This window comes from Sphingobacterium sp. UBA6317 (genome assembly GCF_002440385.1).
Classification (GTDB): Bacteria; Bacteroidota; Bacteroidia; order Sphingobacteriales; family Sphingobacteriaceae; genus Sphingobacterium; species Sphingobacterium multivorum.
Map to the genome: position 1 here is coordinate 17292 of NZ_DJTD01000022.1, position 25401 is coordinate 42692.

The 25401-nt window shown below is 42.9% G+C and carries 16 protein-coding genes; 7 read left to right on the forward strand and 9 right to left on the reverse strand.

What is annotated here, in order from left to right; translation table 11 throughout:
* The first annotated feature begins 25 nt into the window (after positions 1-25).
* Positions 26-436, forward strand: a complete 411-nt coding sequence (locus tag B3E92_RS06110) for a hypothetical protein (protein ID WP_145328865.1) — start codon at positions 26-28, stop codon at positions 434-436.
* On the opposite strand, the gene B3E92_RS06115 is transcribed toward B3E92_RS06110, so the two are convergent.
* The 8 genes from B3E92_RS06115 to B3E92_RS06150 form a co-directional block, all read right to left on the reverse strand.
* Positions 437-2800 (reverse strand): glycoside hydrolase family 3 N-terminal domain-containing protein, encoded by a 2364-nt coding sequence (locus B3E92_RS06115; protein WP_286777456.1) that lies wholly within the window; start codon positions 2798-2800, stop codon positions 437-439. It lies immediately after the preceding gene.
* Positions 2801-3211: 411 nt separating this feature from the next.
* Complete coding sequence (locus tag B3E92_RS06120) at positions 3212-3706, reverse strand: hypothetical protein (RefSeq protein WP_145328867.1); 495 nt, start codon at positions 3704-3706, stop codon at positions 3212-3214.
* A 93-nt stretch (positions 3707-3799) separates the two neighbouring features.
* Positions 3800-4648 (reverse strand): glycerophosphodiester phosphodiesterase family protein, encoded by an 849-nt coding sequence (locus B3E92_RS06125; protein ID WP_145328869.1) that lies wholly within the window; start codon positions 4646-4648, stop codon positions 3800-3802.
* Positions 4649-4805: 157 nt separating this feature from the next.
* A complete protein-coding gene (locus B3E92_RS06130; RefSeq protein ID WP_145328872.1) occupies positions 4806-5999 on the reverse strand; it encodes a purple acid phosphatase family protein in 1194 nt (397 codons plus the stop codon).
* Between the two features lie 65 nt (positions 6000-6064).
* Complete coding sequence (locus B3E92_RS06135; protein ID WP_145328874.1) at positions 6065-7717, reverse strand: SusD/RagB family nutrient-binding outer membrane lipoprotein; 1653 nt, start codon at positions 7715-7717, stop codon at positions 6065-6067.
* Between the two features lie 12 nt (positions 7718-7729).
* Positions 7730-11383 (reverse strand): SusC/RagA family TonB-linked outer membrane protein, encoded by a 3654-nt coding sequence (locus B3E92_RS06140; RefSeq protein WP_208734298.1) that lies wholly within the window; start codon positions 11381-11383, stop codon positions 7730-7732.
* Between the two features lie 116 nt (positions 11384-11499).
* Complete coding sequence (locus tag B3E92_RS06145) at positions 11500-12489, reverse strand: FecR family protein (RefSeq protein ID WP_158638904.1); 990 nt, start codon at positions 12487-12489, stop codon at positions 11500-11502.
* Between the two features lie 63 nt (positions 12490-12552).
* Positions 12553-13173, reverse strand: coding sequence for an RNA polymerase sigma factor (locus B3E92_RS06150; RefSeq protein WP_070563451.1), 621 nt, complete (start codon positions 13171-13173; stop codon positions 12553-12555).
* A 469-nt stretch (positions 13174-13642) separates the two neighbouring features.
* Here B3E92_RS06150 and B3E92_RS06155 point away from each other — a divergent pair, with 469 nt between their 5' ends.
* The gene (locus tag B3E92_RS06155) at positions 13643-16033 is read left to right on the forward strand and encodes a TonB-dependent receptor (RefSeq protein ID WP_286850336.1); all 2391 of its coding nucleotides are present in this window, start codon (positions 13643-13645) and stop codon (positions 16031-16033) included.
* Positions 16034-16176: 143 nt separating this feature from the next.
* On the opposite strand, the gene B3E92_RS06160 is transcribed toward B3E92_RS06155, so the two are convergent.
* Positions 16177-16869 (reverse strand): outer membrane beta-barrel protein, encoded by a 693-nt coding sequence (locus B3E92_RS06160; protein ID WP_286895897.1) that lies wholly within the window; start codon positions 16867-16869, stop codon positions 16177-16179.
* 165 nt (positions 16870-17034) lie between these two features.
* Between B3E92_RS06160 and B3E92_RS06165 the strand changes: the two genes are divergently transcribed.
* The 5 genes from B3E92_RS06165 to B3E92_RS06185 all read left to right on the forward strand — a co-directional run bounded on the left by B3E92_RS06165 (position 17035) and on the right by B3E92_RS06185 (position 25383).
* Positions 17035-17211 carry a hypothetical protein gene (locus B3E92_RS06165; RefSeq protein WP_286895898.1) on the forward strand — a complete coding sequence of 59 codons (177 nt, stop codon included), beginning with the start codon at positions 17035-17037 and terminating at the stop codon, positions 17209-17211.
* Complete coding sequence (locus B3E92_RS06170; RefSeq protein ID WP_286895899.1) at positions 17195-20326, forward strand: SusC/RagA family TonB-linked outer membrane protein; 3132 nt, start codon at positions 17195-17197, stop codon at positions 20324-20326. Before B3E92_RS06165 ends, B3E92_RS06170 begins: the two co-directional genes overlap by 17 nt.
* 121 nt (positions 20327-20447) lie before the next feature.
* Positions 20448-22151 carry a RagB/SusD family nutrient uptake outer membrane protein gene (locus B3E92_RS06175; RefSeq protein ID WP_286895900.1) on the forward strand — a complete coding sequence of 568 codons (1704 nt, stop codon included), beginning with the start codon at positions 20448-20450 and terminating at the stop codon, positions 22149-22151.
* 2 nt (positions 22152-22153) lie between these two features.
* The gene (locus B3E92_RS06180) at positions 22154-24082 is read left to right on the forward strand and encodes a heparinase II/III family protein (RefSeq protein WP_145328884.1); all 1929 of its coding nucleotides are present in this window, start codon (positions 22154-22156) and stop codon (positions 24080-24082) included.
* Positions 24083-24126: 44 nt separating this feature from the next.
* Entirely contained in the window at positions 24127-25383 is a 1257-nt protein-coding gene (locus B3E92_RS06185) for a glycoside hydrolase family 88 protein (protein ID WP_145328886.1), read from the forward strand.
* The last annotated feature ends 18 nt before the right edge of the window (positions 25384-25401 follow it).

Here is a 25401-nt window from a genome sequence, read left to right on the forward strand (position 1 = left end):
TTCGTTGTATGCTAAAAACCAAGTTATGAGATCAATATCAAAATTATTAACATTATTAGCATATATCGTATCCGTAGGTTGCTCAAAGGAAACTGCTAATCACAACCTCTATCTCGAGGGAACCTATTCAGGAAAATTTATAGTCAGCTATAAAAATCAGGACCAAACTTTCACTGGAGACGTAACTGTACGGTTTAAAGCGGACAGTTTCTTTTGTACAGCAAACAAAAATAGATTTCCTGCAGGTGGCTCAGGAACATATGAGATTAATGGCGACCAAATTATTTTCAAAGATAAAAATGTATGGACCGCCGACTTCGATTGGGCTTTAATATTGAACCACAATTACACCTATTTAGTGAATGGAAACGATCTAACTTTAACAAAAGCTCCCCATCAACATAATAGCTATATCTATAAATTAACGAAGGATTAATTAATAATCCTTCGTTAATTCCAATTCTCCCTTCAACCGGATATCATCGGAAGATGCGCCGACCAAAAGTTTAAACCTGCCTTTTTCCGTCTTCCATTCGTTACCTGCATTCCAAAGTTTGAGGTCCTCCTTGGTCAATTGAAAAGAATAACGTTCTTTCTTTCCTGCGGCAATGTTTTTACGCTCAAACCGCTTCAACTGCATAACAGGTGTCACCACCGAACTTACTTCATCCACAACATACAACTGAGCGACTTCATCGCCCGCCAATTTGCCCTGGTTTACCACGTCGAACGACACTGTACATACAAAATCATTGCCATTCTCCTTCAGCGAGACCTGTAAATTGGAGTAATCAAAACTACTGTAGCTCAACCCATAACCAAAAGCATACAATGGTTTGGCCGACATTTCCACATAATCGTGATGTTTAGGTTTTGTATGGTTGTAATGTACAGGAAGCTGGCCGACCGAACGAGGTACCGAAATCGGTAATCTTCCAGCCGGATTATAGTCACCGAACAATACATCGGCAATAGCCAAGCCGCCTTCTTGTCCCGGATACCAGGCATTCACGATCGCAGGCACATGTTCAGCTGCCCAATTTAAGTTCAATGGTCTCCCCATAATCGTAACAAGTACAACTGGTTTTCCCGTCGCCTGTATCGCTTTCAGCAACTTGATCTGATCGCCCATCATATCCAAAGAAACGCGATCAAATCCTTCTCCGCTCTCCATATCACTTACCGTATTGGGATCCACATTGGCTGCTCCAGTTGCTTGATACGACGTTTTAAAATCACGTGCACTCGAACCACCCAGGACTAAAACCACCGCATCGGCCTGCTTTGCAGCTGCGACGGCGGCAGCGATATCGGAATTGCTTGTATCACGGATTGCACAACCTTTCACATAATCAACCTTGGTACTGTTACCAACTGCCGCCCGTATTCCGGTCAAGAGGGTCTGAACTTTCCCCTCAGCTTGTGGAGCAGTATAATCGCCCAGCTGATTATAGGCATTGTCGGCATTCGGTCCTATAACGGCTATTCGTTTCAACGATTTACTTAAGGGTAAGATATGCTGATCGTTTTTAAGCAAAACAATCGACTCGCGGGCCACCTGTCTTGCTACCGTTTTATTTTGTGCCGTAGCGACTTTTTGCGCTACCAACTTTTCATCCACATAGGGATGATCAAAAAGCCCCAAATTGAACTTCATTCGCAGTACACGGGCTACTGCTGTATCAAGAACAGCAGGTTCAACGAGCCCCTGTTGGACAGCCTTAAGCAGATTTGAACCATAACCAGTCCCGCTTAGATCGACATCCAATCCGGCATGTATACTTTGTGAAGCCGCTTCTTCTGCAGTCGCTGCTGTTGCATGCCCTCCATTGAGCCCTGATATACTCAGTAGATCCGATACAACAAACCCCGTAAATCCCCAGTCTTTACGTAGAATGTCTTTTAGCAACCAGGGGTTGGCAGAACAAGGAATACCATCAATGCTATTATATGCTGTCATTACCGACCCAGCTCCCGATTTTACAGCACGCTCAAAAGGCGGCAGAAAATACTGTCTCAGGCTTCGTTCTCCAACCGATACGGACTCACCATTGTGACCGCCATCTGGAGCGGCATAGGCTACAAAATGCTTTAAAGTTCCTATTATTTTATCGCGCTCACCTAGCTTCTCACCCTGAAAACCACGGATCATTGCAGTTCCCATCTGACCGATCAGATAGGGATCCTCCCCATAGGTCTCTTCAGTGCGCGACCAACGTGGATCTCGTGCCAAATCTAATACAGGACCATAGCCGTTTTTACCACCCACAGCATAAGTCTCCATGGCGATTGTTGATGCCATATCCTGAATCAACTGTGGGTTCCATGTACTCGCCTGTCCGATCGCGGTAGGGAACACTGTTGCACCAATCGCCATATGTCCATGTGGCGCCTCCTCAGACAACAACAATGGAATCCCTAGTCGAGTACTATCCACCATATAACGTTGGATCGCATTTGTAGCGCGCGCAGCTTCCACAGGGCTCAGGCCATTCAGTAAGGTTTTCTGTGTCCAAGGATCTGCACGTAAGGTTGCCCATAACAATCCGATATGCTGTTCTTTTACTGCCTTTCGCAATTTATTGCTGATTGTAACCTGCTTTCCGTTTTTGCTATACATTTCCCAGCCCAGCAATTTGCTCAATTGCCCGACTTTCTCTTCCACAGTCATTCTTCCCAATAGATCACTTACCCGTTTTTCAATTGGTAATGTACTATTCTTATAGGGCAATTGCTGGGCTTGAAGTTGTGGGCAGAGCAATGTCGCCATTGCCGCCATAAGTAATATACGGACTTTCATAAGTGGATTATTATTTATCTAGTTTTCTTCATTAATCGGATCCGGTTTTATTATTTCACATTATCTATGCAACCGGTTTCCAAACCACTAAATTAACGATTTAGCCTAAATAATCAAGTTAAATTTTGATTCCTAATTCTTTTAATAATCATAGGGCGGCAGCATCGGTTTGAACAGCGTTCATCTAAACAACCTAACACAGGCTTTACTTTATGTATTGAAGTAGAGGAGAGCAAATGGCAAATATCCACGAAATTCATTCTTGCACGTTGGGCAACAACAAAACAGTTAGACAAAGAAAAAACTAATGTGAAAGATTCAATTGCAATTTCATCAAAACAGAATTGAACAAAAAAATAAAGACAGCAAGCCGTCTTTATTTTGAATGTTAAAGGAAATATACTACTTATCTTATTTTGTTGCAGCCGTTCGCTTACCTTGAAAATAGTATTCAATTGGAGCTGCGTATGCTAGAGGATTATTATTGCGCGAAATTAATATGAGCTGATCACCATCAAGCTGTACCTCATAACTTTGGTATGGGCTACTGTCGGCAAACTTGATACTTTTCTTCTCTTTATCATAGGCAAATGCGCGATGCTGTCCTTCAGCAAAAATCAAACTTTCAAATGTCAACTTATCATCCCCACATAGTTCTTTACCACGATTGACAGTGAACTTATTCGCTGATTCAGCAAATGTAAATGTATACACATTATCCTTTTCACAATCTTTCGGTTTGTGCTTCAATTGCTCGTTTGTCGTCCCTTTCGCAGACACGATGGGGCTCCATTCAAAACTTTCCAGCTGTTTTTGAACATCCATAGGTACAGTCATTTCATTTTCCTTACTACAGCTCGTCAGTAAAAAGAGGATTGCAAAACTCCCTGTAAATAATTTATTCATTACGGTTTCCATTAGTTATATCTTGAGAACGATCGTTCTAACAATATCGCTACAATAAAATCAAGCATTTTTAACTAAACAGATAAAAATAGACTAAGATCCGGAAAGCACTTCGCGCCACAAATTAGGATGATCTGTTTGAATAAGACGTACAAAAGGATATTTCTCCAAAAAAGATCGATAAGCTTTCTTTCCCTCCTGTTCTGCTTTGTCGTCATATTCCCCCAAACTATTCATCCAAAAATAAATGCCCTGTTGGCGCAATGCATTAAGTTTTTCGGCATCAATAAATGATTCATCAAGATGGACAATTGAGGTTAATTTCATCTTTAGTATGGCCTCTAGATCCTTCATATTACGTGCCCTCGGAAAAAGCGTGATCGCTGGATTGAGTTTGTAAATCTTGAGCATGTCTTTATAATCATAGAGAAAAAATAGTACCTGGTCTTCCATCCCCTCCTGTTCAACAAGCGCATAGGTTTTCTTAATAAACTCTTTGCGATCTTCTTTAAAATCGAGATCAACAAGGATTTTTCCCTTTGCAACGCGCAAAGCTTCCGATAGCGTTGGTATAACATGATCCGAGCCTTCACCATTAGCCTTTTTGCGTAAGTGAAGCTGTTGAAGCTCGGCATAGGTTTGTTTGGCGACCTCTCCTTGCCCGGTTGTCGTCCGATTGACTGTTTTATCGTGCATCAATACAAGTACACCATCTTTGGTGGCCCGCACATCGACCTCTACCACGGAAGCCCCCTGCCGAATGGCTTCTTCGATAGCAGCAATTGAGTTTTCAGGTTGCTCCAGATGAGCTCCCCGGTGTGCGGCAATGTGTAAACTTTTTTGCTCTAACTTTTTTATTAAATCGATCGACTGAGCATATAAGTGGGTCGTAGAACTTACTATTATACCCAACAGAATAGTAGAAAATAAAATCTTTTTCATTGCTGTATAGTTATTTTTTTGCAATCTCTTTTTGTTATACCTTAAAAACCGGCGATCTCGCTGCAGTTACATCTCAATCGCGTCATGGAGTGAATCCCGCAATTATATTGACGGAAAGTAATCCGGTTTGAATGGATTACCTTCCGTCTATGACGTTCTACTTTTTCGACAACTCGAATGAATCAAACAACTGCCCATTCAGCTTGTAGCTTGAAAAATACAATTTATTTTCGGTCAGCTTGATCACCTGATACAATTGCGTCTGTGACGTTGCAACTTCCATCCAGCGTTCAGAATCAGATTCATACATCTTAGGCCCCGCTACAGACAGGAGATAGACAGGTCGCTTTTTACCCAGCCCGCCACGAGCGTAGGTATGATCGTGGCCCTGAAGGACCAAATCGACACCATATTTCTCGAAAATAGGTTTGAAACGTTCTCTCAAGATGGTATTGTCACGATTTTTTGCCGTAGAGTATACGGGATGGTGCATGACAACAATATTCCATTTTTTTGGTGATGAAGACAACACTTTCTCCAACCACTTTTCCTGTATCGTTGCTGCAGTAGAGTCGAGCATAATCAATTGAGAATTTAGGGAGATCATACGTAGATCCTGGTAATCGAGGTAGTAAACAGCATCTTGTATACCCTCAGGGCCATTCCTTGGCAAGTTGAATTGTGCTTTCCAATGCGGGTCAAGTACAAGCTTCCCAAGCGAGTCGCGACGGTACTCGTGATTACCCGGTGTTGGAACAGCAGGGATCATCTGATGAATAAATCCTGCGGCCTCATGCCATTCTGCCCACTCCTCGTCTGCATTCGAACGATTGATCAGATCGCCCGCGTGAACAATAAAGCGTGCATTCGCTTCCTGCTGGAAAGCACGCCGAATGGCACGTGCCCAGCGTGAACGTAAGTCGTTCTGTGCATCACCCAAATAGATAAATGAAAACGCGCCTGAACGCTCCGCAGTCCTAAATTGGTTCCAGGCACTCCAATTGCTGCCATCTCCAACGCGATAGGCATAAACTGTACCGGGTTTCAGGTCACGGAAGGTTACCTGTCCATAAGCATCCTCTTGCTGTCCTCGCTCGAGCGGTAGCGCTGTTCCATTTATTGTGATCGCGTTTTTTTCAAGTTCTGGATTGCTCTGTTCTTCAGCAATCTGACCAATTATTTTGGTCCTATCCGCATTGATCCGCCAAGAAACAGACTGCGTACTGCTGGGCTCATCGGACCAGGTCAACGTAATCCGATCAGGTTGTTTGTCTTTATTATCCGTCTGGCTTTTCCCTTCCAATAAAGTGCAGCACAGTACTACAGCAAGAAGAATATGTTTGATTTTCATTGTGATATTGATTTTATAAGCGATTTGATTACTCTATTTAATAACTTTTAATTGATGATTACGAATTACCAGGGTTTGTTTGTTCCTTGCAATAACCAAGGTTTTGACCAAGCGCTATTTTCATTATCCGCTTGTGAATAAGCGGTCTTTTCAATACGTTTCAAGGCCTCCTCGGCATTTTTTTGATTCACACTCATTTCGGTTTGCATATAAGGTACACGAACAGGAAGCTGTGTACGAATGGCTGCGGGGCCGGCCTTTAAAGCGGGGTACCCTGTGCGACGATAATCAAACCAGGACTGTGCGGCAGTTGACCAACTGGCGATCCATTTTTGTTCAATGATCTGCACTTGCGTATTTTCAAACGCCACACCTTTCTGACGGATATAGTTGGAATAGTCTGCGCCCTTTCCCCAGCTTGCCAACGATTCCTGTATAGCACGCTCATAATAGGTCTTGGCTGACTCAGGCAGCCCCCATCCTTTCCAGGCTGCTTCAGCCAAAATAAAATTAACTTCGGCAGCAGAAAGCAAGCGTGCTTTTAACAAACTTCCCTTCGCCGAACGATAGCTATCATTCAGGTAAGAAACATGCGGATTGATCGAGGTTTGCCCCGGTGTTGGATTGAGGTTGTAGGCCGAAGGGTTTTTAGATACACTTGGCGGCAGTCCAACATACTCCTTATCGGTATCCACCGGAACGCCTTTGACGACATCTGGCGATACAATCCGAACACCATTAACGATCTTATCTGTACCTGCGGGCTCGTTACTGCGGATCTCAATGGGTATGTCTACCTTTCTTGCCCAAACCGCCAAACGAGGGTCGCCAAGTTCCTGTAGCCGGTCGACCAGTGTTGCACACATTTTCATTCGTCTAAAATTACTTCCACTGGCATCATACACCGTATTTGACGGCCAGGAGTCATTTGCATTATTTCCAACAAAATCCATCAATACATCATCAGTGGTACTCGTAATAATTGGAAATTTATCGGGATTGGCAACAATACTTTCAATCCCCTGTTTGGCAAAGTCAGCAGACTTTGCTGAAATGCGCATATAATACCGTAATGCCAAAGAATTGGCAAAACGACGCCATTTGGAAGCCTTTCCGCCAAAGTAAACATCCGCATTCGCCAGCACCTCATAAGAACCATCGGGGCGGGATAGAAGTTCATTGGCTTGTTTCAACTCGTCGATAATTCCCTTATAGATTATTTCCTGACTATCGTATTTCGGAAAATTATATACAGCATCTCCCAGTTCCGCTTTTAAGGCATCGGTATAAGGAGCGTCTCCCCAGAGATCAGTCACCAATCCGAATAAGTAAGCGCGCATCACCAGCGAAACTCCTGTATGAAAATCCAACCCTAATTTCTCCGCGCGTTTACGCATAAGCTCATTGTCACGTAAAAAGCCATAATAAGCATCCCAACTCAGAATCCCTCCTGTCCATTCGTAGTCATTATGTGAATTGAACCATGCATCAAATTGGGTGTGCTGCATAACTCCGCCAAGATCTGAGAAACTCAATTCGTTGTATTTTTTCGCTGTTCCTGTCAATATCGTCGGCAATAACAGATTGGGATTGGCGTCTTCCTCACTTACACCGTTCGGATTGATATTAAGTTCAGTCAGATCTTTACAAGCTGAAATATTCCATACCATCCCAAGGCCTACTACAGCCATGGTGAATCTCTTCAACTGATTTTTCATTTATGTCGTATATTAAAATGTCACATTTACTTTAAATCCAATAGGCATTGACCAAGGGGTAACGTTGTAGCGCTCAATCCCCTGTTTAAATCCAACACCAGTTTCTGGCTGAAAGGCCATTTCCGGATCTATACCTACTTTCGCTTTGGTCCATAAGATCAGGTTACGGGTATAGACTCCCACGCTGCCATTCTCTATTCCGAGACGTTTCAGCCATTTTCCTGATAAATCGTAGCTAAAGGACAGTTCCCGAAGCTTGATAAAAGAAGCATCAAATGTCGCTGCATTCATAAAATCCCAAGGGTAATTGTCTGAATAAGCGATATATTTTGTTCCTTCACCACCAAGATTCTCTGTATAACCTGTGATATTACCTTTATCATCATATTGTGCGATAACACCTGGATTAAACACCCCAAAATTGCCAACAAGACCACCCACACTGATCGGATAACCACCATACTCTTCGCCTGGTCCTCCAACAATGGGATACCTATTGCCTTGCACGCGAACAAGATTGTTATCGACCAAATAATTGCGTAGCGTTTCGCCTGTCATCCCATTGGGGTTGATCATCTGATCAAGAAAACGCTGCGTGGTTAGGTTCGATTCGAAATAGCGATAGGTCTGCGACATAAATTTCCCGCCAAAACGCATATCTGCGGCAATATTCATTGTCCATTTTTTATAGCGAAGACTTGACTGTAATCCCATCGTGAAATCGGGATTGAAGTTTCCGATTTTGTTTCGGCTATTATTGATCCGTACAGCCTGCCAAGAACCATTTTTATTGAGAATAGGAAAACCATAGTACGGCGACGATTGATCCTCTACGGTCACTAACTTGGAATCGTACAGATCCCCGATCTCTTCCCCGACATAGGTACGTGCCCCACCCCGACCGTCGGTCCAAAAGGTATAGAATTCTACACCATCAGAAAGCTCATCGATACGGGTACGATTGCGATGCCAATTGACACCAACGTCCCAGGACCAATTTTCCTTGGCAATAGGTCGCCCGGAAACAGCAAGTTCAATACCGCGGCTGCTTAACAGTCCGGCGTTGATATTTTTAGAATTGAAACCACTTGATCCGGGAAGTGTTGTTGAAATAATTTGGTTTCTGTTCTCCAGCTTATAGTAGGTTCCTTCAAACTTCAGTCGATTATTCCACATGCCTAGATCCAAACCAAATTCGTAAGATGTTGCAATTTCGGGCTTCAGATTAGGAACCAAGAGTGATCCCGAACGTGTTAGCCGCAATACATCACCCCAGCTACCGGGATTACTCAGTACATTGGAGAGATTATAGGGATAAGTATCATTTCCTACACGTGCAATACCCGCTCTCAGTTTTGCCAAATTGATCGTTTTAGGCAGAGAAAACACCTGGTTAGCCAACACACTTAGGGATGCCGAAGGATAGAAATAGGACCGATTGTTCACAGGTAAGGTGCTGGACCAGTCATTGCGCCCAGTCACATCTAAATAAACCATATCCCTGTAACTTAGATTGATCAGTCCGTAAACACTGTTTATGGCTCTTTCAGAAATTGTACTGTAGAAATCCAAATTTAATGGACTGATATTGGCCAATGTGTAGAGTCCCGGCGTGATTAATCCAGCGCCATTCTTTGAGGTATTTTGCACGGATTTACCACGATTATACCGCAAATTTCCACCCAGTGATCCTGTGATCTGAAAGTCGCTCATCTTCTTTGTATATGCCGTCAGAAAGTCGATATTCTGTTCCATATTCATCAGATTAACAATCCCATAAGCACCTCTGGGTTCGTTCGTATAACTGTAAGGGATTTTTGTTTCCCTATTTTCCCAATAAATATCCGTTGCGTACCGTATCATGGCCGTCCAATCTTTTTTGATGGTCCAATCTAACCGTAAGTTTCCAAAGACGCGGTCTCTTGTAAAAGCATTATTCACTCCATAAGCAAGGAAATACGGGTTATTGTGGTTGCCAATAGACTGTGAACGCTGTTGGATCTGCTCCTGCCCTGGCAACCAATAATCCTGCAATTCCAGAATATTGATGTGAGGTGCAACTTCATAGGCCGCTTGCATCGGATTGGTTCCCCGATTTCCTGCAGGTCTATTGCTGGAGTTATTTCTGCTGGCATCTAGCGAAAGCCCCAATGTCAAACTATTGCGAAGGCGCATGGTCGAATTGATATTCAAGGTGTTTCTGAACAGATCCGAATTGGGGATAATACCCTTATTGGCCATATTGGAATACGAGAAACGATAGTCCAATTTTTCGCTTCTGTTGCTCAGGGAAATCCCATTGGTACTTGTGACCCCAGTCTGGACAAAGTTTTTAATGTTATTTGGGTACGCTTTTAGTTCCGTAGGAATGGGCTTACCGTTCTCGTCAAGCGGACTATTCCATTGGACAGCTTTATACCCCTTATCCAGTGCTGGGCCTACCATAACACTAGACTCCTCCTCAATAACTAAATTGCCGGGCAGGTCGCCTGGTCGCCATGGCAAGGTACCGCTTGCAAATTTGTTATGCAATTCAATAAATTTATACGGGATATCAAATACTGTGTTACTAGTCACAGCAATGGTCATCTTCTCCGCATTCTTACCACTTTTGGTTGTGATCAGCACTACACCATTACCTGCACGTGAGCCGTAAAGCGCAGCTGCACTTGGCCCCTTCAAGATAGAAATATTTTCAATATCTTCGGGATTGATATTGGCAATTGCATTACCATAATCCACTTTGTTGTCGTCACCGATCTGACCAACATTATTTAAACTATTCATCAAGGGCACTCCATCTACGACAAATAGCGGCTGGTTGTCTGTACTTAGCGATGATGCCCCCCGAATCACCATATTCACGCTGGAACCGGTGGGTCCTGTAGAACTAATCGAAACCCCGGGTACTCTACCTGCCATACCAACCAGAAAGTTATCATTATTGACCCGATTGATATCCTCGCCCTTAATTTTACCGACAGCATAACCGAGGGAACGATCCTGCCGTTTGATGCCCAATGCAGTCACGACCACTTCATCCAATTCGTTGTCATCTTCGTTTAAGACCACCTGACGTATACCTGCTGTGCTGGCATCGAGCTTGAGATCGTTCAACTCTTTTTTTTCATATCCAACATGGCTTATCAGTACATCATATACGCCGGCAGCTAGTCGAATAGTCACTTCACCTTTGGCATTTGACAAGGCGCTCTGTCCAGTCAGTGGAATATGCACGGAAGCTCCCCCAATAGGTTGTTTTGTACGATCGACAAGCTGCAATTTCAAGTCATAAGATTCCTGTTTACCCGTATTTTTTACAAGGACAATACCCCCTGACACTCTTTTTGACTTAATGTTGGTCCCGTTCAGGATATAGGCAAGGACTTCCTCGAAGCTCGCATTCTGGAATTTTTTTTCGGCAATTAAAATCCGATCTAATTGGAGCATACTCCGATCGTAGCCGATCGCTTGACCTGTTTGTTTTGACAACTGCAGTACCGCCTGCGCGGCGTTACCACTAGACAAATGAATATTGATATTATCCCAGTAAGTGCGATTGATCTTTTCCAATCCCTCAGCATGGCTATTGGTTACAGCACAAGAGACCATAGCGCAGATGGCAAGCTTTGTCGCAAGGCCGGTAAGCTTAATTATTTTATACATATATTTGTATGAATGTTTTAAACATGAATATTCAGGTGCTCACTGGTCGATTTAGCGGTTTGCCAGATGAGCACTTTTCTTGGGCAGATAAATTATGCTGTTCTACCCCCTACAGCTTATTTGTATAAGATTATTTCATTTTTCTCCCTCCTAAATTTGATTTGATGAATATTGCAAACGATATTCAGCACCTGGTCTAATGACTGTACATGTGGTATCATAAGCGAATAATTGAATGGATCTGTATTCAGATTTTCGGTAAGCAACACAACACCGAAGCGGTTATAGATTATTTCTTTCAGTTCCTTGAAGCTGATGTTATTCAATTGCATACCGCCTTGTGTCCAAAGGCTGATGTAAGCTGGATCGCTATCGAAAGTTTTAAAATCATTTTTAACTACGCTATACCGGACGGCCTTACCTGCTGTAAGGATATGGTTTGCTCCATTTTTTGCATTTAGAACACTCACCCGCCCAGTTTTAACTTCGACCGTCACATGTTTAGTAGACATCGAATTGTTGACGTTGAATGATGTTCCTAGGACTGCAACAGAAACGCTGCCTGTTTCTATCTCAAATGGGTGTAAAGTATCCCGTCTGACCCGAAAGAATGCTTCCCCTCGATCTAAAAAGAATTTTCTATTTGATGCAAAATTCTTACGATCGTAGCGGATACGTGTATTTCCGTTTAAAAAAATAGATGTGCCATCAGGTAACTGAATTTCTTTCAATTCGCCCGCATTCGTAACCGTTTCCGTCAGTAATGCGACCGCTTCTGTCCGCTTCCGAGAAAGCGACATCGGGTTGTGCTGTAAAAATAGCAGACTGATGCCTCCTAGGACCAAAATAGCCGCTGCTGCTGAAAGCCAAGAGAATTTTCTGACCGGTATGTTGGCCACCTTCTTTGCCCTCGCAGGTGCTTCAGCTATTCCTACACGAATAAATAATTCTTGTTTGATTTTTTCCCGATGATTTGCATCGCTAAAGGGATTAATATCATCGTTTGAAATAGACTCGTACCAGTCGTCAACATGACCTTTTTCCTCCTCAGTCAATTTTCCTCCGAGATAATCTGTTATGATAAGTTTAAAGCGTTCTAAATTCACCTGCATTAATTTTTATACTAATACAGATCAAAACGGGCAAAGTACTTTAATTAAATATGTTCTTTATATTAAATAATCATAAAGGAGATAGCTTCCTGCGAGCAATAAAAATACAGAATCGTGGTCCGCAAACCTTCTTGTCAATTCGTACCGCATAATCTTTTTGGCCTCTGACAGGTAGTTCTTAACGGTCTGTTCAGCCAGATTGAGTTCCTTGGCAATTTGTGTTATTGAATAATTGTCAGAACGCATTAAGTAGACTGCTTTCATCAATCTAGGTAATTTGTCTATCGAATCATCCACAATAGCCTCCAGCGCCTTATACCTGGCAAAGGCCTGGCTATCCAAATTGGAAAAAGCGTCCATACGTTCCATTGATTTCTCCAAGACCTGTTTTCGTACACGCTCCGAGGCGTAGTAATTCAGTATTTTGTTTTTGAGGGCTTTGTGGAAATAGAATTTTATATCGGAGTATTCAGTACTCACGAGCGATCGTTTTTCCCAGATATGGATGAATACTTCCTGCACAAGATCCTTAGCCTGATCCTCTTCCCGAAGATGACGAAAAGCGACGGTGTATAGATCCTCCCAATACCGCTCAAAGAAATGGGCAAAGGCAATGGGGTCACCTTCTTTAAAACGCAACACATAGTGGCTATCTACATTGGCTTCGGTAGTTTTCACCTAACAAAGATAGGTTCGTCAGATTATCAAAATGTTAATTTTTCGGGAAGCTTTTATTTGAATACGCTCTATTATTTGAATGAACTGCGCTACTCAAATGAACTGCGCCATTTGAATACACTCCGCTTAGTCTTTGTAAAAAACCATCCCAGGAATTGTTAATAAACATGTTAACTTTCTAGTATAGAGCAGATCTTTTGTTAAAAACGTAGCGGACGTCCTATTTTTTTACAATTAGGCATTTAGGACAAAAACAGTTCAGCTAAAATGTTAACAACAATGTTAATTAACTTGTAATCAGCAACCTTTATGTTAATAACTACTTATCAGTAAAACCTATAAAATTTCATGTAATGACATGTGAATTTAAGTTGAATCATACATATTCGCGGCGTGAAAAACAAAAAATTAGGTAAAAGCTAAGGGTAAATTGAAAGTCGGCTGTCATAAAGATAAAAACTAATCTTTTATGAAACTATCGCCAATCTTACTTATTGGATTATCGCTTCAAGCAGGGTTTACATTCGCCCAGCAACCAGCAGCGCCAAAGCAAAAAAATCAGGTTGTGACCGAAACTGTCAAAGGAACCGTGATAGATAAAAATACCAGATTACCGCTTACAGGTGCCACAATTGTCATTTCATCCAGTGATGGAACAAAGTCTGTAAGTACAGACGCACAGGGCATATTTCGGCTGCAGCAAGTTCCGGTTGGGCGTCAACAGCTTCAAGTTCGCATGGCCGGATATAAACCAGAAGAATTTACAGAATTACTGATCACCAGTGGACGGGAGAATATGGTCAATGTGGAAATGGAGCCGCAAATAAATGCATTAACTGAAGCTGTCGTCTATGCCAATGCCGGAAAACAACCGCTCAACCAGATGGCAATGACGAGTGGACGCTCTTTTTCGCCGGAAGAGACCAACCGCTATGCTGGCGCCTTTTTTGATCCCGCCCGTATGGCACAGAGTTTTCCAGGTGTTGCTGCCGGCGGCGATGACAATGAAATTATTGTTCGCGGAAATTCTCCCAAAAGCTTGCAATGGCGGCTTGAAGGTATCGAAATTGTAAATCCCAATCATTTTGGAGCCGAAGGCGCTGCAGGCGGCGGAATCAGTATGCTCAATACCATGGTATTGGGAAAATCTGATTTCTATACTGGTGGACTTGCCGCGGAATACAGCAATGCAACAGCGGGTGTTTTTGATCTTAGGTTCCGTAAAGGTAATACCGACAAACGCGAATACACATTCAACGTCGGAGTACTGGGCGTAGGAGCAACGTTAGAAGGGCCTTTCAAAAAAGGAAGTGACGCTTCCTATTTGATTAGTTACCGCTATTCTTCATTGAGTCTACTGGAAAAAGTAGGTGTAAAAGTTTCAGACACTGGCGTCCCAAAATATCAGGACCTTTCTTTTAATTTTGTATTTCCCACAAAAAAAGCCGGAACCTTTTCCTTATTCGGTATAGGCGGTTTGGGGAAACTTCAACAAACTGCCGAGCGTAATTACGAAAAATGGGACGAACGAACAGACGCCCAAGATCTAAACTTAAAGTTCAACGCGGGGAGTGCTGGACTAAAACATCAATACATTGCAAACGACAGATTATATTTCACCAATATTGTTTCCATGTCCCTTAGCCGTAATTCCAATAGCACTGATACATTAACACGGGACTATGTTTCCAGCCTCTATCACAAGGACAAATTTACGAATACGGCTCTTCGCTATGCGGGTACGCTAAACTATCGCGCCAACAGTAAAAACACGATTAGAGCGGGCTTAAATGCAAGTTTATTACACTATGACCTCTATGCGCTGTCCTACGACACCGAGCTAGCAGCATTGAAAGAGCGGATTAATGAGACTGGGAATACAAGTACTTATGATGCTTTTGCACAGTTAAAAACAGTTTTGAACGACAAACTAACGCTAAATACAGGAGTACATGCAAATTACTTCGCCTTGAGCAAGAGCTGGTCTATCGAGCCAAGGCTTGGCCTAAACTGGCGTGTAGCCGCAGATCAAACGATATCTTTTGGGACTGGTCTATATAACCGACTGGAGCCCTTGGTCTACTATTTTGCTAAAAGTAGCGATCAAACAAGCCTAGAGCCAAACAAGCCTCTTTCGCCAACGAAATCTGCTCAGGCTGTTATTGGCTATGAAAAGAACCTAAGCAGAACACTCCGGTTTAAGACAGAACTCTATTATCAGCATCTTTATGATGTCCCAGTATCTACAGATTCCGACATCAACTTCTCCTTACTCAATGTATCGGATATTGCAGCTATTGGTACATCAAACTACCGTCAGCTTATCAATAAAGGAACCGGCAAAAATTACGGCATTGAGCTGACGCTTGAGAAGTCGTTAAGTAAGGGGTATTACTTCATGGCAACGACCTCCTTCTTTGATTCTAAATTCAAAGCACGCAATGGCAAAGAATACAACACCACATTCAATACGCGTTATGTAGGAAATTTATTGATGGGGAAAGAATGGACCGTGGGAAAGAGTAAGAATAATCTGTTCGGTCTTAATGCCAAATTAATTTATGCCGGAGGAAGAAAGTACTCTCCTGTTCTGGAAGAAGAATCGCTTCGTTTAGACGAAGAAGTTATTGATCAAGATCGCATCAATACCCTGACTGCCGATCCCTACGTACGTGTTGATTTCTCATCGAGCTATCGGGTTAACCGCAAAAAAGTAAGCCATCTTTTTATTTTGGATATTCAGAATCTCCTTAATAGAGAAAACACTGTGGGTATGCACTACAATTTCAGCAAACGTATCATTGAACCTCAAAAATGGACTGGTATCATTCCGACCATTAACTACCGGATTGAATTCTAATGCCCAATAGTAGCAAGTACAACGGAAAGATTTATTTCCAATCGTTTGTCTCCAGACACGAGGCGCTGAAGACAAACGATTGGATTAATGAGACAAGCTCATGCTTCCAACAATACGCTTATTTATTCACTGTTTTTAAGTTACTAAAACCGATAGCCAACTGAAATACCCAAGGAGCGATTACGTATAGCATTCCCGGATTTATAATCCCCCCATTTGGATTCTAAATTGGCAATTCCTTTCTGAAATTCTATACCGACAAGATAATGTTCCCTAAAAAGATAGTTTACTTTTGCACGAGCGCCATAATCAAAAGGTCTCCCAAGTGTATAATCCCCATACTCACCTTCACTCGAATCATTTTTGAACTTGATATCTCCCTTGTTATCAATTGCAATATCGTCCAGGTAAACAGATTCTGAAGTTTTCCATTTCCCGCCCATTCCATAACCTATATAAGGGCCTATACCGACCTCCAACTTACCTGTACCGATCGTAGCATTAAAGACAACATCGATAGGCATTTCTATATAAGACGTATTCGCTTTAAAATCTTTACCCCAGCCTATAAAACTTCCATCTTTTCGTTTAAAGCCCCGTTTAGCAAACACAAATGCCGGTTCTAAAGAGAAATTATCGCTGAGGCGTAATGTGGGACCGAGTCCCAAATACAGGCCTCCGACCGCGGCCGTGCTGGCCTTATCGCCCGCTTTATTTTTAGCATCCACATTTGAAAAGGCGACTCCGGCTTTTACATTCCATTTTGTCTGTGCATAGCCTGCATATGCTCCAAGTGACAGACATAACAATAACGCGGTTTTTTTGATATTCATCATACGAAAAGAAATAGGTTTACATAATTTCCTTATTAAACGACAATCGCTTACAGACGCTACACTGACCTTTGAATTATTGATCCAAATACTCCCAGCAGGCATACCTTTCTAAACAGATATTAACCAAAAATCTTTCGATTTTTAGGCAGGCTGTTACGAAAACGATTGCGAGAAAACGTCCTTATTGTTCTCTATCAATACTGTAAATTCACTTCACAGAAAATTCATTTTTCAGACCAATTAAATCTAAAAGCCTATGATCAAGATCAAGAACACATCCGTTTCGACGAATCGTTGGATGTAACCGGCAATACCATTATCCTGCTTGTTGGTCGTATCTAGCCTGACAACACAAGCGACTCCATTTGCACCTGTTAAGACAAACAGCAAGCTTTCACTGGCCATGCAGCAGACAACCATTCGGGGTAAGGTTTTAGACAAAGATGGCAAAGGCATCGCCAATGTCACCGTTCAGATTAAAGGAACGAATCTAGCAACATCGACCAATGCAAGTGGTTCATTCGAAATCAAAAGTCAACAGAACGACGCAACATTGGTTTTCACGAGCATCGGTTATAAGAGTATCGAAACGAAGGCACAAGCTGGCAACCCGCTTACGATCACCTTGGAGAATGAGTCCAAGGGACTCGACGAGGTTGTTGTTGTCGGTTTTGGTACACAGAAAAAAGAAAATGTAACCGGTTCGGTCTCTTCCATCCAGATGTCCGAGGTTGTGGAAAGCAGACCTGTAACCTCCTTGTCAGCTGGTCTAGCTGGACAGGCGCCGGGATTATATGTTAATCAGGGCTCAGGCAGACCGGGCAGTGATGGGGGAACACTACGTGTTCGCGGACAGGGAACACTCAATAATGCCAATCCACTTGTCGTGATCGACGGTGTTATTGGCGACATGAACTTGATCAACCCACAAGATGTCGAAAGCATATCGGTTTTAAAAGATGCTGCTTCAGCGTCAATTTATGGTTCAAGAGCCGCAAATGGTGTTATCCTCATTACAACGAAAAAGGGTAAATCGGAGCAATTTAAAGTTATTTACAACAATTATTTCTCGAGTCAAAAACCATCCAATACCATTGGAATGGTTTCCAACTATGCCAACTATATGGAGCTGATCAATGAAGGCTATCGCAATGGCGATCCAAATGCTAAGCCCATATTTTCGCAGGAAAAAATTGACCTTTGGCGCCAGGACGCAGGACAGGATCCATTGAAATATCCCAATACGGACTGGGTTTCGGACCTTTTCCAGAACAAAATCAGCCAAAACCACAACCTTTCCTTTACCGGAGGTAGTGACAAAATCAAGTTCTTTGGTTCCTACGGCCTCCTCAATAACCCTGGAATCATCGAACAAGCAACCTATAAACGTCATACCGGACGTATCAATCTAGAAGCTGATGTAAAACCTTGGTTAACGTTGGGAGCCAATATCAATGGTGTCGTTTCCAAAACAGATATAGGCACCAATATCATCGATGATGTATTTACTTTTGCCGCAGCAAGTACTTCGGGGATGGTCCTGCGTGCTCCAGATGGAAGATTTGGTTCGCCAAACAATCCGGAAGATGACCCACAGTCTAACAACGTGCTACACCGCCTTTATGCGCAGAAAGGCAACATCAACAAAAACCGTTTCGTGTCGCGCTTCTACGGAAAACTGAAACCCGTCGAGGGACTTTCCATCGAAGGATCGTACACCTATACCTATGACGATGATTTCGTCTACTCTCAACCCGTGTTCAATGACCGGTGGAACTTTTTGACAAATACAATTGCCTCAGCGGGTACAGGCCGTTCGTCGGTAACTAACGAATCAATCAAATCCCACCGCTATTACATGGATGGAATTGCCAAATATAAAAACAAGCTCTTTGAGAAACTGAACTATGAAGTCATGGTGGGTGCCAGCCAGGAGTATTTTAAAGATGGTTGGTTTGCGGCATCCAAACTCGACCTTGTAGATCCATCCCTGACCGTTCTGAATGCGGCGACTATGGATGCCTCCGCTTCTGGCAATATCACCGATTGGGCTATGCGTTCGTTTTTTGGCCGGATCAACCTATCCTGGGATGACAAATATTTGTTGGAAGCCAATCTACGGACAGACGGTTCATCTCGTTTTATGAGCGGAAAAAGCAGATGGGGAACATTTCCATCCGCTTCCTTTGGCTGGAAAGTTTCCTCAGAAGACTTTTATGACATCAAATGGATGCCTAACCTGAAATTCCGTGCATCATATGGTGCCTTAGGTAACAATGGAACCTCCGATGAGTCTTTCCGCAAAAACGCCAACATCAACAATTATGAATATCAAGCGCTTTATAATCCAACAAACTATGTGTTAAACAACCAGCTCTATGTAGGTTTTGCGCAGACCGTATTGAGTAATGCGCTTCTGACTTGGGAAAACACTTATATCCTGAATGCTGGTTTAGATTTTGACCTTTTCAATTACAAACTAGGGGGCTCGATCGACGTTTTCAACAAAGTAACCGACAACATCTTAATCAACCTGCCTGCTCCGCTTGTCGTTGGAAATGCGACAATACCACGCACCAATGCGGCCAAAGTACGTAATAATGGTGTCGAGCTGAATTTGACTTACCGCGATAAAATTGGCGATAATTTTAAATTCAACATTGGTGGCAACTTTACCTTTATTGACAATAAAGTGGTCAAATTTAAAGGCAATGACAAGTCTATCAGTGGTTCCAATTTACTTCAGGAAGGTTATGCCATTAATACCCAATATATCCTGTTGACCGACCGCATATTACAGACAGATGCTGATATGCAGCTCGTGCAACAGATGATCGATAATGCGCCAATCGATCCAAACACCAATCAAAAAGTAAATCCATTCGCATCCTATGGTACACCTAAAAAAGGGGATCTCTTGTATAAAGACACCAATGGAGACGGCGTCATCAACGACAATGACCGGGTTCCGGTAGGTCATGGTACGGCGCCACGGATGACCTATGGTTTTAACATGGGATTCGATTATAAAGGATTTGATTTCTCGGTCTTCTTGCAAGGTAATGCAGGCAACAAAGTCGTGTGGACGGATGGTTATTACACACCCACTGTTCGCTGGGGCTATCAAATCAATCAGGAAATTGCTGATGGCCGATGGACTGAAGGTGCAACAGATGCAAAATTCCCGCGATTGTTGCCTTATACCGATACAAGAAACACCAAAAACAGTGATTTCTGGTTACAGAACAAGGCATTTATCCGCGTAAAAAATATCCAGCTGGGCTATACAATCCCGAACGATATCACTAAGCGGATACAGGTGCAAAACCTACGCGTATTTGCATCGCTGGAAAATTTTTGGACCATTACCAAATATAAAGGTTTCGATCCGGAGATCAGCGGTACCAACTATCCAACAATGAAACAGGCTGTTTTTGGCGTTAGCTTATCTTTCTAATAAGAAAGAAATGTAACTGGAGGTATCCCCTTCCTGTATTAAATAAATTATGGACAAAAGTTGAGGAGGTGGTTTAACACCTTTGAATATAACACATATCATGAATAATTAATTAAACCTCATGAAAAAAATTTCACTACTCATAGCCGGATGCATTGCTTTATCATCTTGTTATAAGCTTGATACCAACCCCTACAGTCAGGTAAGTGCTAGCACATTCTGGCAGAATGAAGACCAAGCCCTAGCTGGCGTACTGGGCTGTTATAATGATTTAAAGAAAGAAGCCACCTTTGGTTTGCAATTTTCTTACGATGGTCTTACCGATATTGGTCTGGGCTATGATCCCCCGGGTTTGGGCGAAGTGATCAGCGGTACTTTTACGGACCGTTCGTCAATTATTGTGGATAGATGGCAAGCGGGCTACGATCTTATCCAACGTTGTAATCATGCAATCGCGCATATCCAGCCTATGACCATAGACAAGGCCAAACAGGAGGGCTTTATTGCGGAAGCGAAGTTCTTACGTGCGCTGATGTACTTCCAGCTCACCAATCTATATGGCGCCTTGCCGATATACGATGAAACTGTCGACTTGAACAAAGATTTCGCTGATCTTAAAAATAGTCGCTCTTCTGTAGAAGATGTCAATAAGTTTATCCTCAATGACCTGAACTATGCAATTGAGAAATTGCCGGTAAGCTATGATGCAAAGTATTATGGAAGAATCACTAAAGGTGCAGCGTATGCTTTGAGAGGGAAAGTAGCCCTTTACAATAAAGATTGGGCTGGAGCAATCCGGGATTTTGAAGAGATTGTTTACAACAAGACCAACACGTATGGCTATAGTTTAAACACAAGCTACTCGGCCTTATTCACCATGGATGGTGATCAATCGCCGGAGATGATTTTTGCCATTCAGAATATGGGTGGTACGGGTTTCCCTTATGGTATGCCCATGGCCTTCTATATGGGAACGCGTTCAACCTTTGGTAGCGACTGGAACAACTGTATGCCGAGCACACGTCTTGCTGATCGCTACGAAAACCGAGATGGTAGTCCATTCAACTGGAATGATTATTTCTCCAACTATACAACCGATAATGCGGTCAAAAAACAGGCGATGGAGTCTACGCAATCTGGCGGCACACTTACCAAAGTACCAGATACAGCAAAACTGCGTCAGATCTATGCCAATCGCGATCCTCGGATGAATCAAACCTTGATCGTACCATATTCGCATTACTTAGGATGGAATGCAAACAAAGAAAGAGATATGCAGCTGATATTGGCAACCGGTGTAAACGAAAACTTTGGTCAGATCCGCAACAATCGGGGTTGGTACACCTATCTATGGCGGAAATTTGTTCCTGAAGGAAACCTAAAAGGCGCCATTACCGATCGTGCACATACACCGATCAATTTCCCTATCATACGTTTGGGCGATGTACTTTTGATGCTTTCCGAAGCGTACAACGAGTCCAATCAATTGGATAAAGCGATTACTGAGCTTAACAAAGTACGTACACGCTCTAAAATGCCCGCACTAAATAGTGGCAGCTCATTTTTGGTTGTCGGTAACAAAGCAGATATGAGTAAACGTATCCAGCACGAACGGGCCGTAGAACTAGCAGGTGAAGGATGGCGTTATTTTGATCTTAAGCGCTGGAACCTCTTAGAAAGCGTCTCCAAAGACTACATCGAAAAAAGTATTACTGGAGACAATCTCGTCACCCGGGGTTACCAAAGCCGTCATAAGCTTTGGCCAATACCAGGGCAAGAGATTGAAATGAACCCGGCATTACTACCACAAAATCAAGATTGGTAATTATGAGAATTTACTTAATCCTACTATTTTTCCTTAGCAGTTTTTCTTTCCAAAGACTGCTAGGGAAAGATCTGAACCTGCTAACAGGAGCATTTAAACAAGAGAACCTGAAAGCCAGCCTAGGCAATGACAAATCTTGGGTTCCCTACCCGGCTTATTCCGACCGTTTAGCCTGGGATAAGCTGATGGCTCCCTTTAAAGAGCGTATTATAAAAAAGGGAAACGAGGCCCTGAACTACCAGTGGCAGGTCGTCAAAGCAACCGACTACCTTGAATATGAGCGTTCAGGCAACCGCAGCATAATGGAAAAGCCAATGAACGAAAATTGTACTGCGCTGACCAACCTACTGTTGGCGGAGCTTGCAGAAGGACAGGGGCGCTTTGTTGACCAAATCCTAAACGGCAGTTGGCAATTGACGGAAATGGCAACATGGTCTCTCTCGGCACACCTTGGGGCCTTTCAGTCCAGTAAGCGATCATTGCCGCAAGAGCGCACACAAGTAGTCGATCTGATGGCCGGTGATGTAGGCTCTCTCCTCTCCTGGGTTCATTATTTCTTCCGCGATACGTTCAATACAATAAACCCCGAAATCAGTACCCGTCTAAAACAACAGATCCAACAACGCATTATACAGCCCTATCTGGATCGTAACGACATGTGGTGGCAGGCATTTGAACTCAAGGAAGGACAGTTGGTCAATAACTGGAATCCATGGTGTAACTTTAATGTTCTTACGGCCTTACTTTTGGTTGAGGACAATCCCGATATACAACTGGCGGGAATTTATAAGACAATGTCTTCTGTGGATCGCTTTATCAATTATGTCAAAACAGACGGTGCCTGCGAAGAGGGACCCTCCTATTGGGGACATGCTGCGGGCAAACTGTACGATTATTTAAAAATACTTTCGCTTGCCACCAAGGGCAAGATCAATATTTTTGATAAACCTGTAATTCGCGATATGGGTGAGTACATCGCACAATCCTATATTGGCGGAGATAAATGGGTAGTTAATTTTGCCGATGCTTCGGCAAAAGGTGGCGGCGATCCACTATTGATCTACCGTTATGGACAGGATGTCAATAGTAGCGAGATGATGCAATTTGCCCGATATATGGAAAATACCGGCGACAAAACTGCAAATTTCAAACCTTCAAGGGATATTTTTCGCGCCTTCGAGGACCTGAGATGCTATCCACAATTAGAGCGTGTTACCGCTTCACTCCCTCAAAATAATGCCAAGTGGTATCCGGAAACACAATTTATATATCTAAAAAAGGGCCCGTTTTTCTTTGCCGCCAAAGGTGGTTTCAATAATGAAAGTCACAACCATAACGATGTCGGGAGTTTTATCTTATACGCGGATCAACAACCACTGTTCATTGACGCCGGTGTCGGCACCTATACCAAAAAGACCTTTAGCGATGACAGATACAGTATCTGGACAATGCAGAGTGCTTACCATAATGTTCCGATGATCAATGGAGCAGACCAATCTTTTGGAAAGGAATATAAAGCTGAAAATGTGGCATTTCTGCCTGCACAAAATAGATTCCAACTTGATATTGGAAAAGCATATCCGAAGTCGGCGAATGTTGAACACTGGAATAGAAGTTACACCCTCGTACAAAATGGGCTGGACATTCAGGATGAGTTTAAAATCACAGGTCCTAAGCAGGCCAATATCATCCATTTTCTTGTTGCTCAGGAACCAAAAATTGGCAAAGGGGAAATCCGCCTCAATAATGGGCACGCAACCCTACACTTTGATGCTGGACAGTTCACGGCGAGCTACGATGTCATTCCTCAAGATGACCCACGTTTGAGTCAGGTATGGGGTAAGGAACTCTATCGCATCAAACTCACCGCTAAAAGCATCAAATCCGCTGGAAAATATACCTTTACGATTCGCCAAGAGGCTATAAAATAAAAAGAATCAGATTATTATGTAACTTACTAAGAATATAAGCCGTTATGAAAAAAAGAAAACCTGGTCTAAAAGCACTTTTTGTGATCACATCCAGTCTGATTGCACTGAGTTTTACAGATCAAAAACCAAGCTTTATTGACACAAGTTTTAGAGCTGCAGAAAAACAATATCAATTTTTAGAACAAGCAGCAGAAAAGCAGCACAAATTTCCACGCACATTGAGTCCTGCAGGAAAACTGGTAGGGACAGACGAATGGGATTGGACCGGCGGTTTCTTTCCAGGGTCACTATGGTATATCTACAACCATACCCATAATAAAGAGACCGAAGCTGCGGCGATCAAATGGACAGAGGCGCTTGAAAAAGCCAAAGACCTTGATCAACATCATGATATTGGTTTTGTGATGTATTGTTCCTATGGCAATGCCATTAAATACCTTAAAGATCCCAAAAAGGTTGCCGCTTACAAGGATATCCTCATCCACTCGGCCAATACTGCGCTTAAACGTTATAATCCGCAGGTGGGCGTCATCAAATCATGGAACGAGAAGAAGTCTTGGGACGGCAAGACCCTATGGAAATATCCAGTCATTATCGACAACATGATGAACCTGGAAATGCTGTGTTATGTGTCCGACTTGACTGGAGATACCAAATATAAGGATGTGGCCATCAGTCATGCCACCCAAACCATGAAAAACCATTTTCGTAAAGACCACAGTACTTACCATGTTGTCGATTACGATGGTAATGGCCATGCTATCCACCAACAAACGAACCAAGGCTATGCCGACAATTCAACCTGGGCACGCGGTCAAGCCTGGGCTATTTATGGATTTACCATGATGTACCGGGAGACCAAAAAACCAGAATTTCTTAAAACGGCAAAAGCGGCGGCAAAGTTTTACATGACCCATCCGAATCTTCCAAAAAATAAAATTCCGTATTGGGATTTTAATGCCGGAAAGCCGGGTTATAAATCGGATGCTGATTTTTCTTCCTTGAAATTAAATTTTGTGCCGCGCGATGCCTCAGCTGCAGCCATTGTTGCTTCTGCACTGATTGAACTCTCAACAATGACCACTGGCACCGAAAGCAAATCCTACTTGACATTTGCTCAGGAAAGCCTGCAAACACTATCAGGAGCCACCTATTTTGCTAAATATGCAAGCAATGGCGGTTTCTTATTGCAGCATAGTGTGGGTAGCTTACCCCATCATTCGGAAATCGATGTTCCGCTGACCTATGCAGATTATTATTATCTGGAAGGTTTGACACGGTTGGAGCAGCTCAAAAAATAAAAATACAAAGGGGAGATA

Excerpts from the sequence above, each read along its gene's own strand:
- B3E92_RS06110 (WP_145328865.1), top strand. The coding sequence starts at position 26 with ATGAGATCAATATCAAAATTATTAACATTATTAGCATATATCGTATCC.
- B3E92_RS06130 (WP_145328872.1), bottom strand. The coding sequence starts at position 5,999 with ATGAAAATCAAACATATTCTTCTTGCTGTAGTACTGTGCTGCACTTTA.
- B3E92_RS06140 (WP_208734298.1), bottom strand. The coding sequence starts at position 11,383 with ATGTATAAAATAATTAAGCTTACCGGCCTTGCGACAAAGCTTGCCATC.
- B3E92_RS06185 (WP_145328886.1), top strand. The coding sequence starts at position 24,127 with ATGAAAAAAAGAAAACCTGGTCTAAAAGCACTTTTTGTGATCACATCC.
- B3E92_RS06160 (WP_286895897.1), bottom strand. The coding sequence starts at position 16,869 with ATGATGAATATCAAAAAAACCGCGTTATTGTTATGTCTGTCACTTGGA.
- B3E92_RS06135 (WP_145328874.1), bottom strand. The coding sequence starts at position 7,717 with ATGAAAAATCAGTTGAAGAGATTCACCATGGCTGTAGTAGGCCTTGGG.
- B3E92_RS06125 (WP_145328869.1), bottom strand. The coding sequence starts at position 4,648 with ATGAAAAAGATTTTATTTTCTACTATTCTGTTGGGTATAATAGTAAGT.
- B3E92_RS06180 (WP_145328884.1), top strand. The coding sequence starts at position 22,154 with ATGAGAATTTACTTAATCCTACTATTTTTCCTTAGCAGTTTTTCTTTC.
- B3E92_RS06155 (WP_286850336.1), top strand. The coding sequence starts at position 13,643 with ATGAAACTATCGCCAATCTTACTTATTGGATTATCGCTTCAAGCAGGG.
- B3E92_RS06120 (WP_145328867.1), bottom strand. The coding sequence starts at position 3,706 with ATGAATAAATTATTTACAGGGAGTTTTGCAATCCTCTTTTTACTGACG.
- B3E92_RS06115 (WP_286777456.1), bottom strand. The coding sequence starts at position 2,800 with ATGAAAGTCCGTATATTACTTATGGCGGCAATGGCGACATTGCTCTGC.
- B3E92_RS06175 (WP_286895900.1), top strand. The coding sequence starts at position 20,448 with ATGAAAAAAATTTCACTACTCATAGCCGGATGCATTGCTTTATCATCT.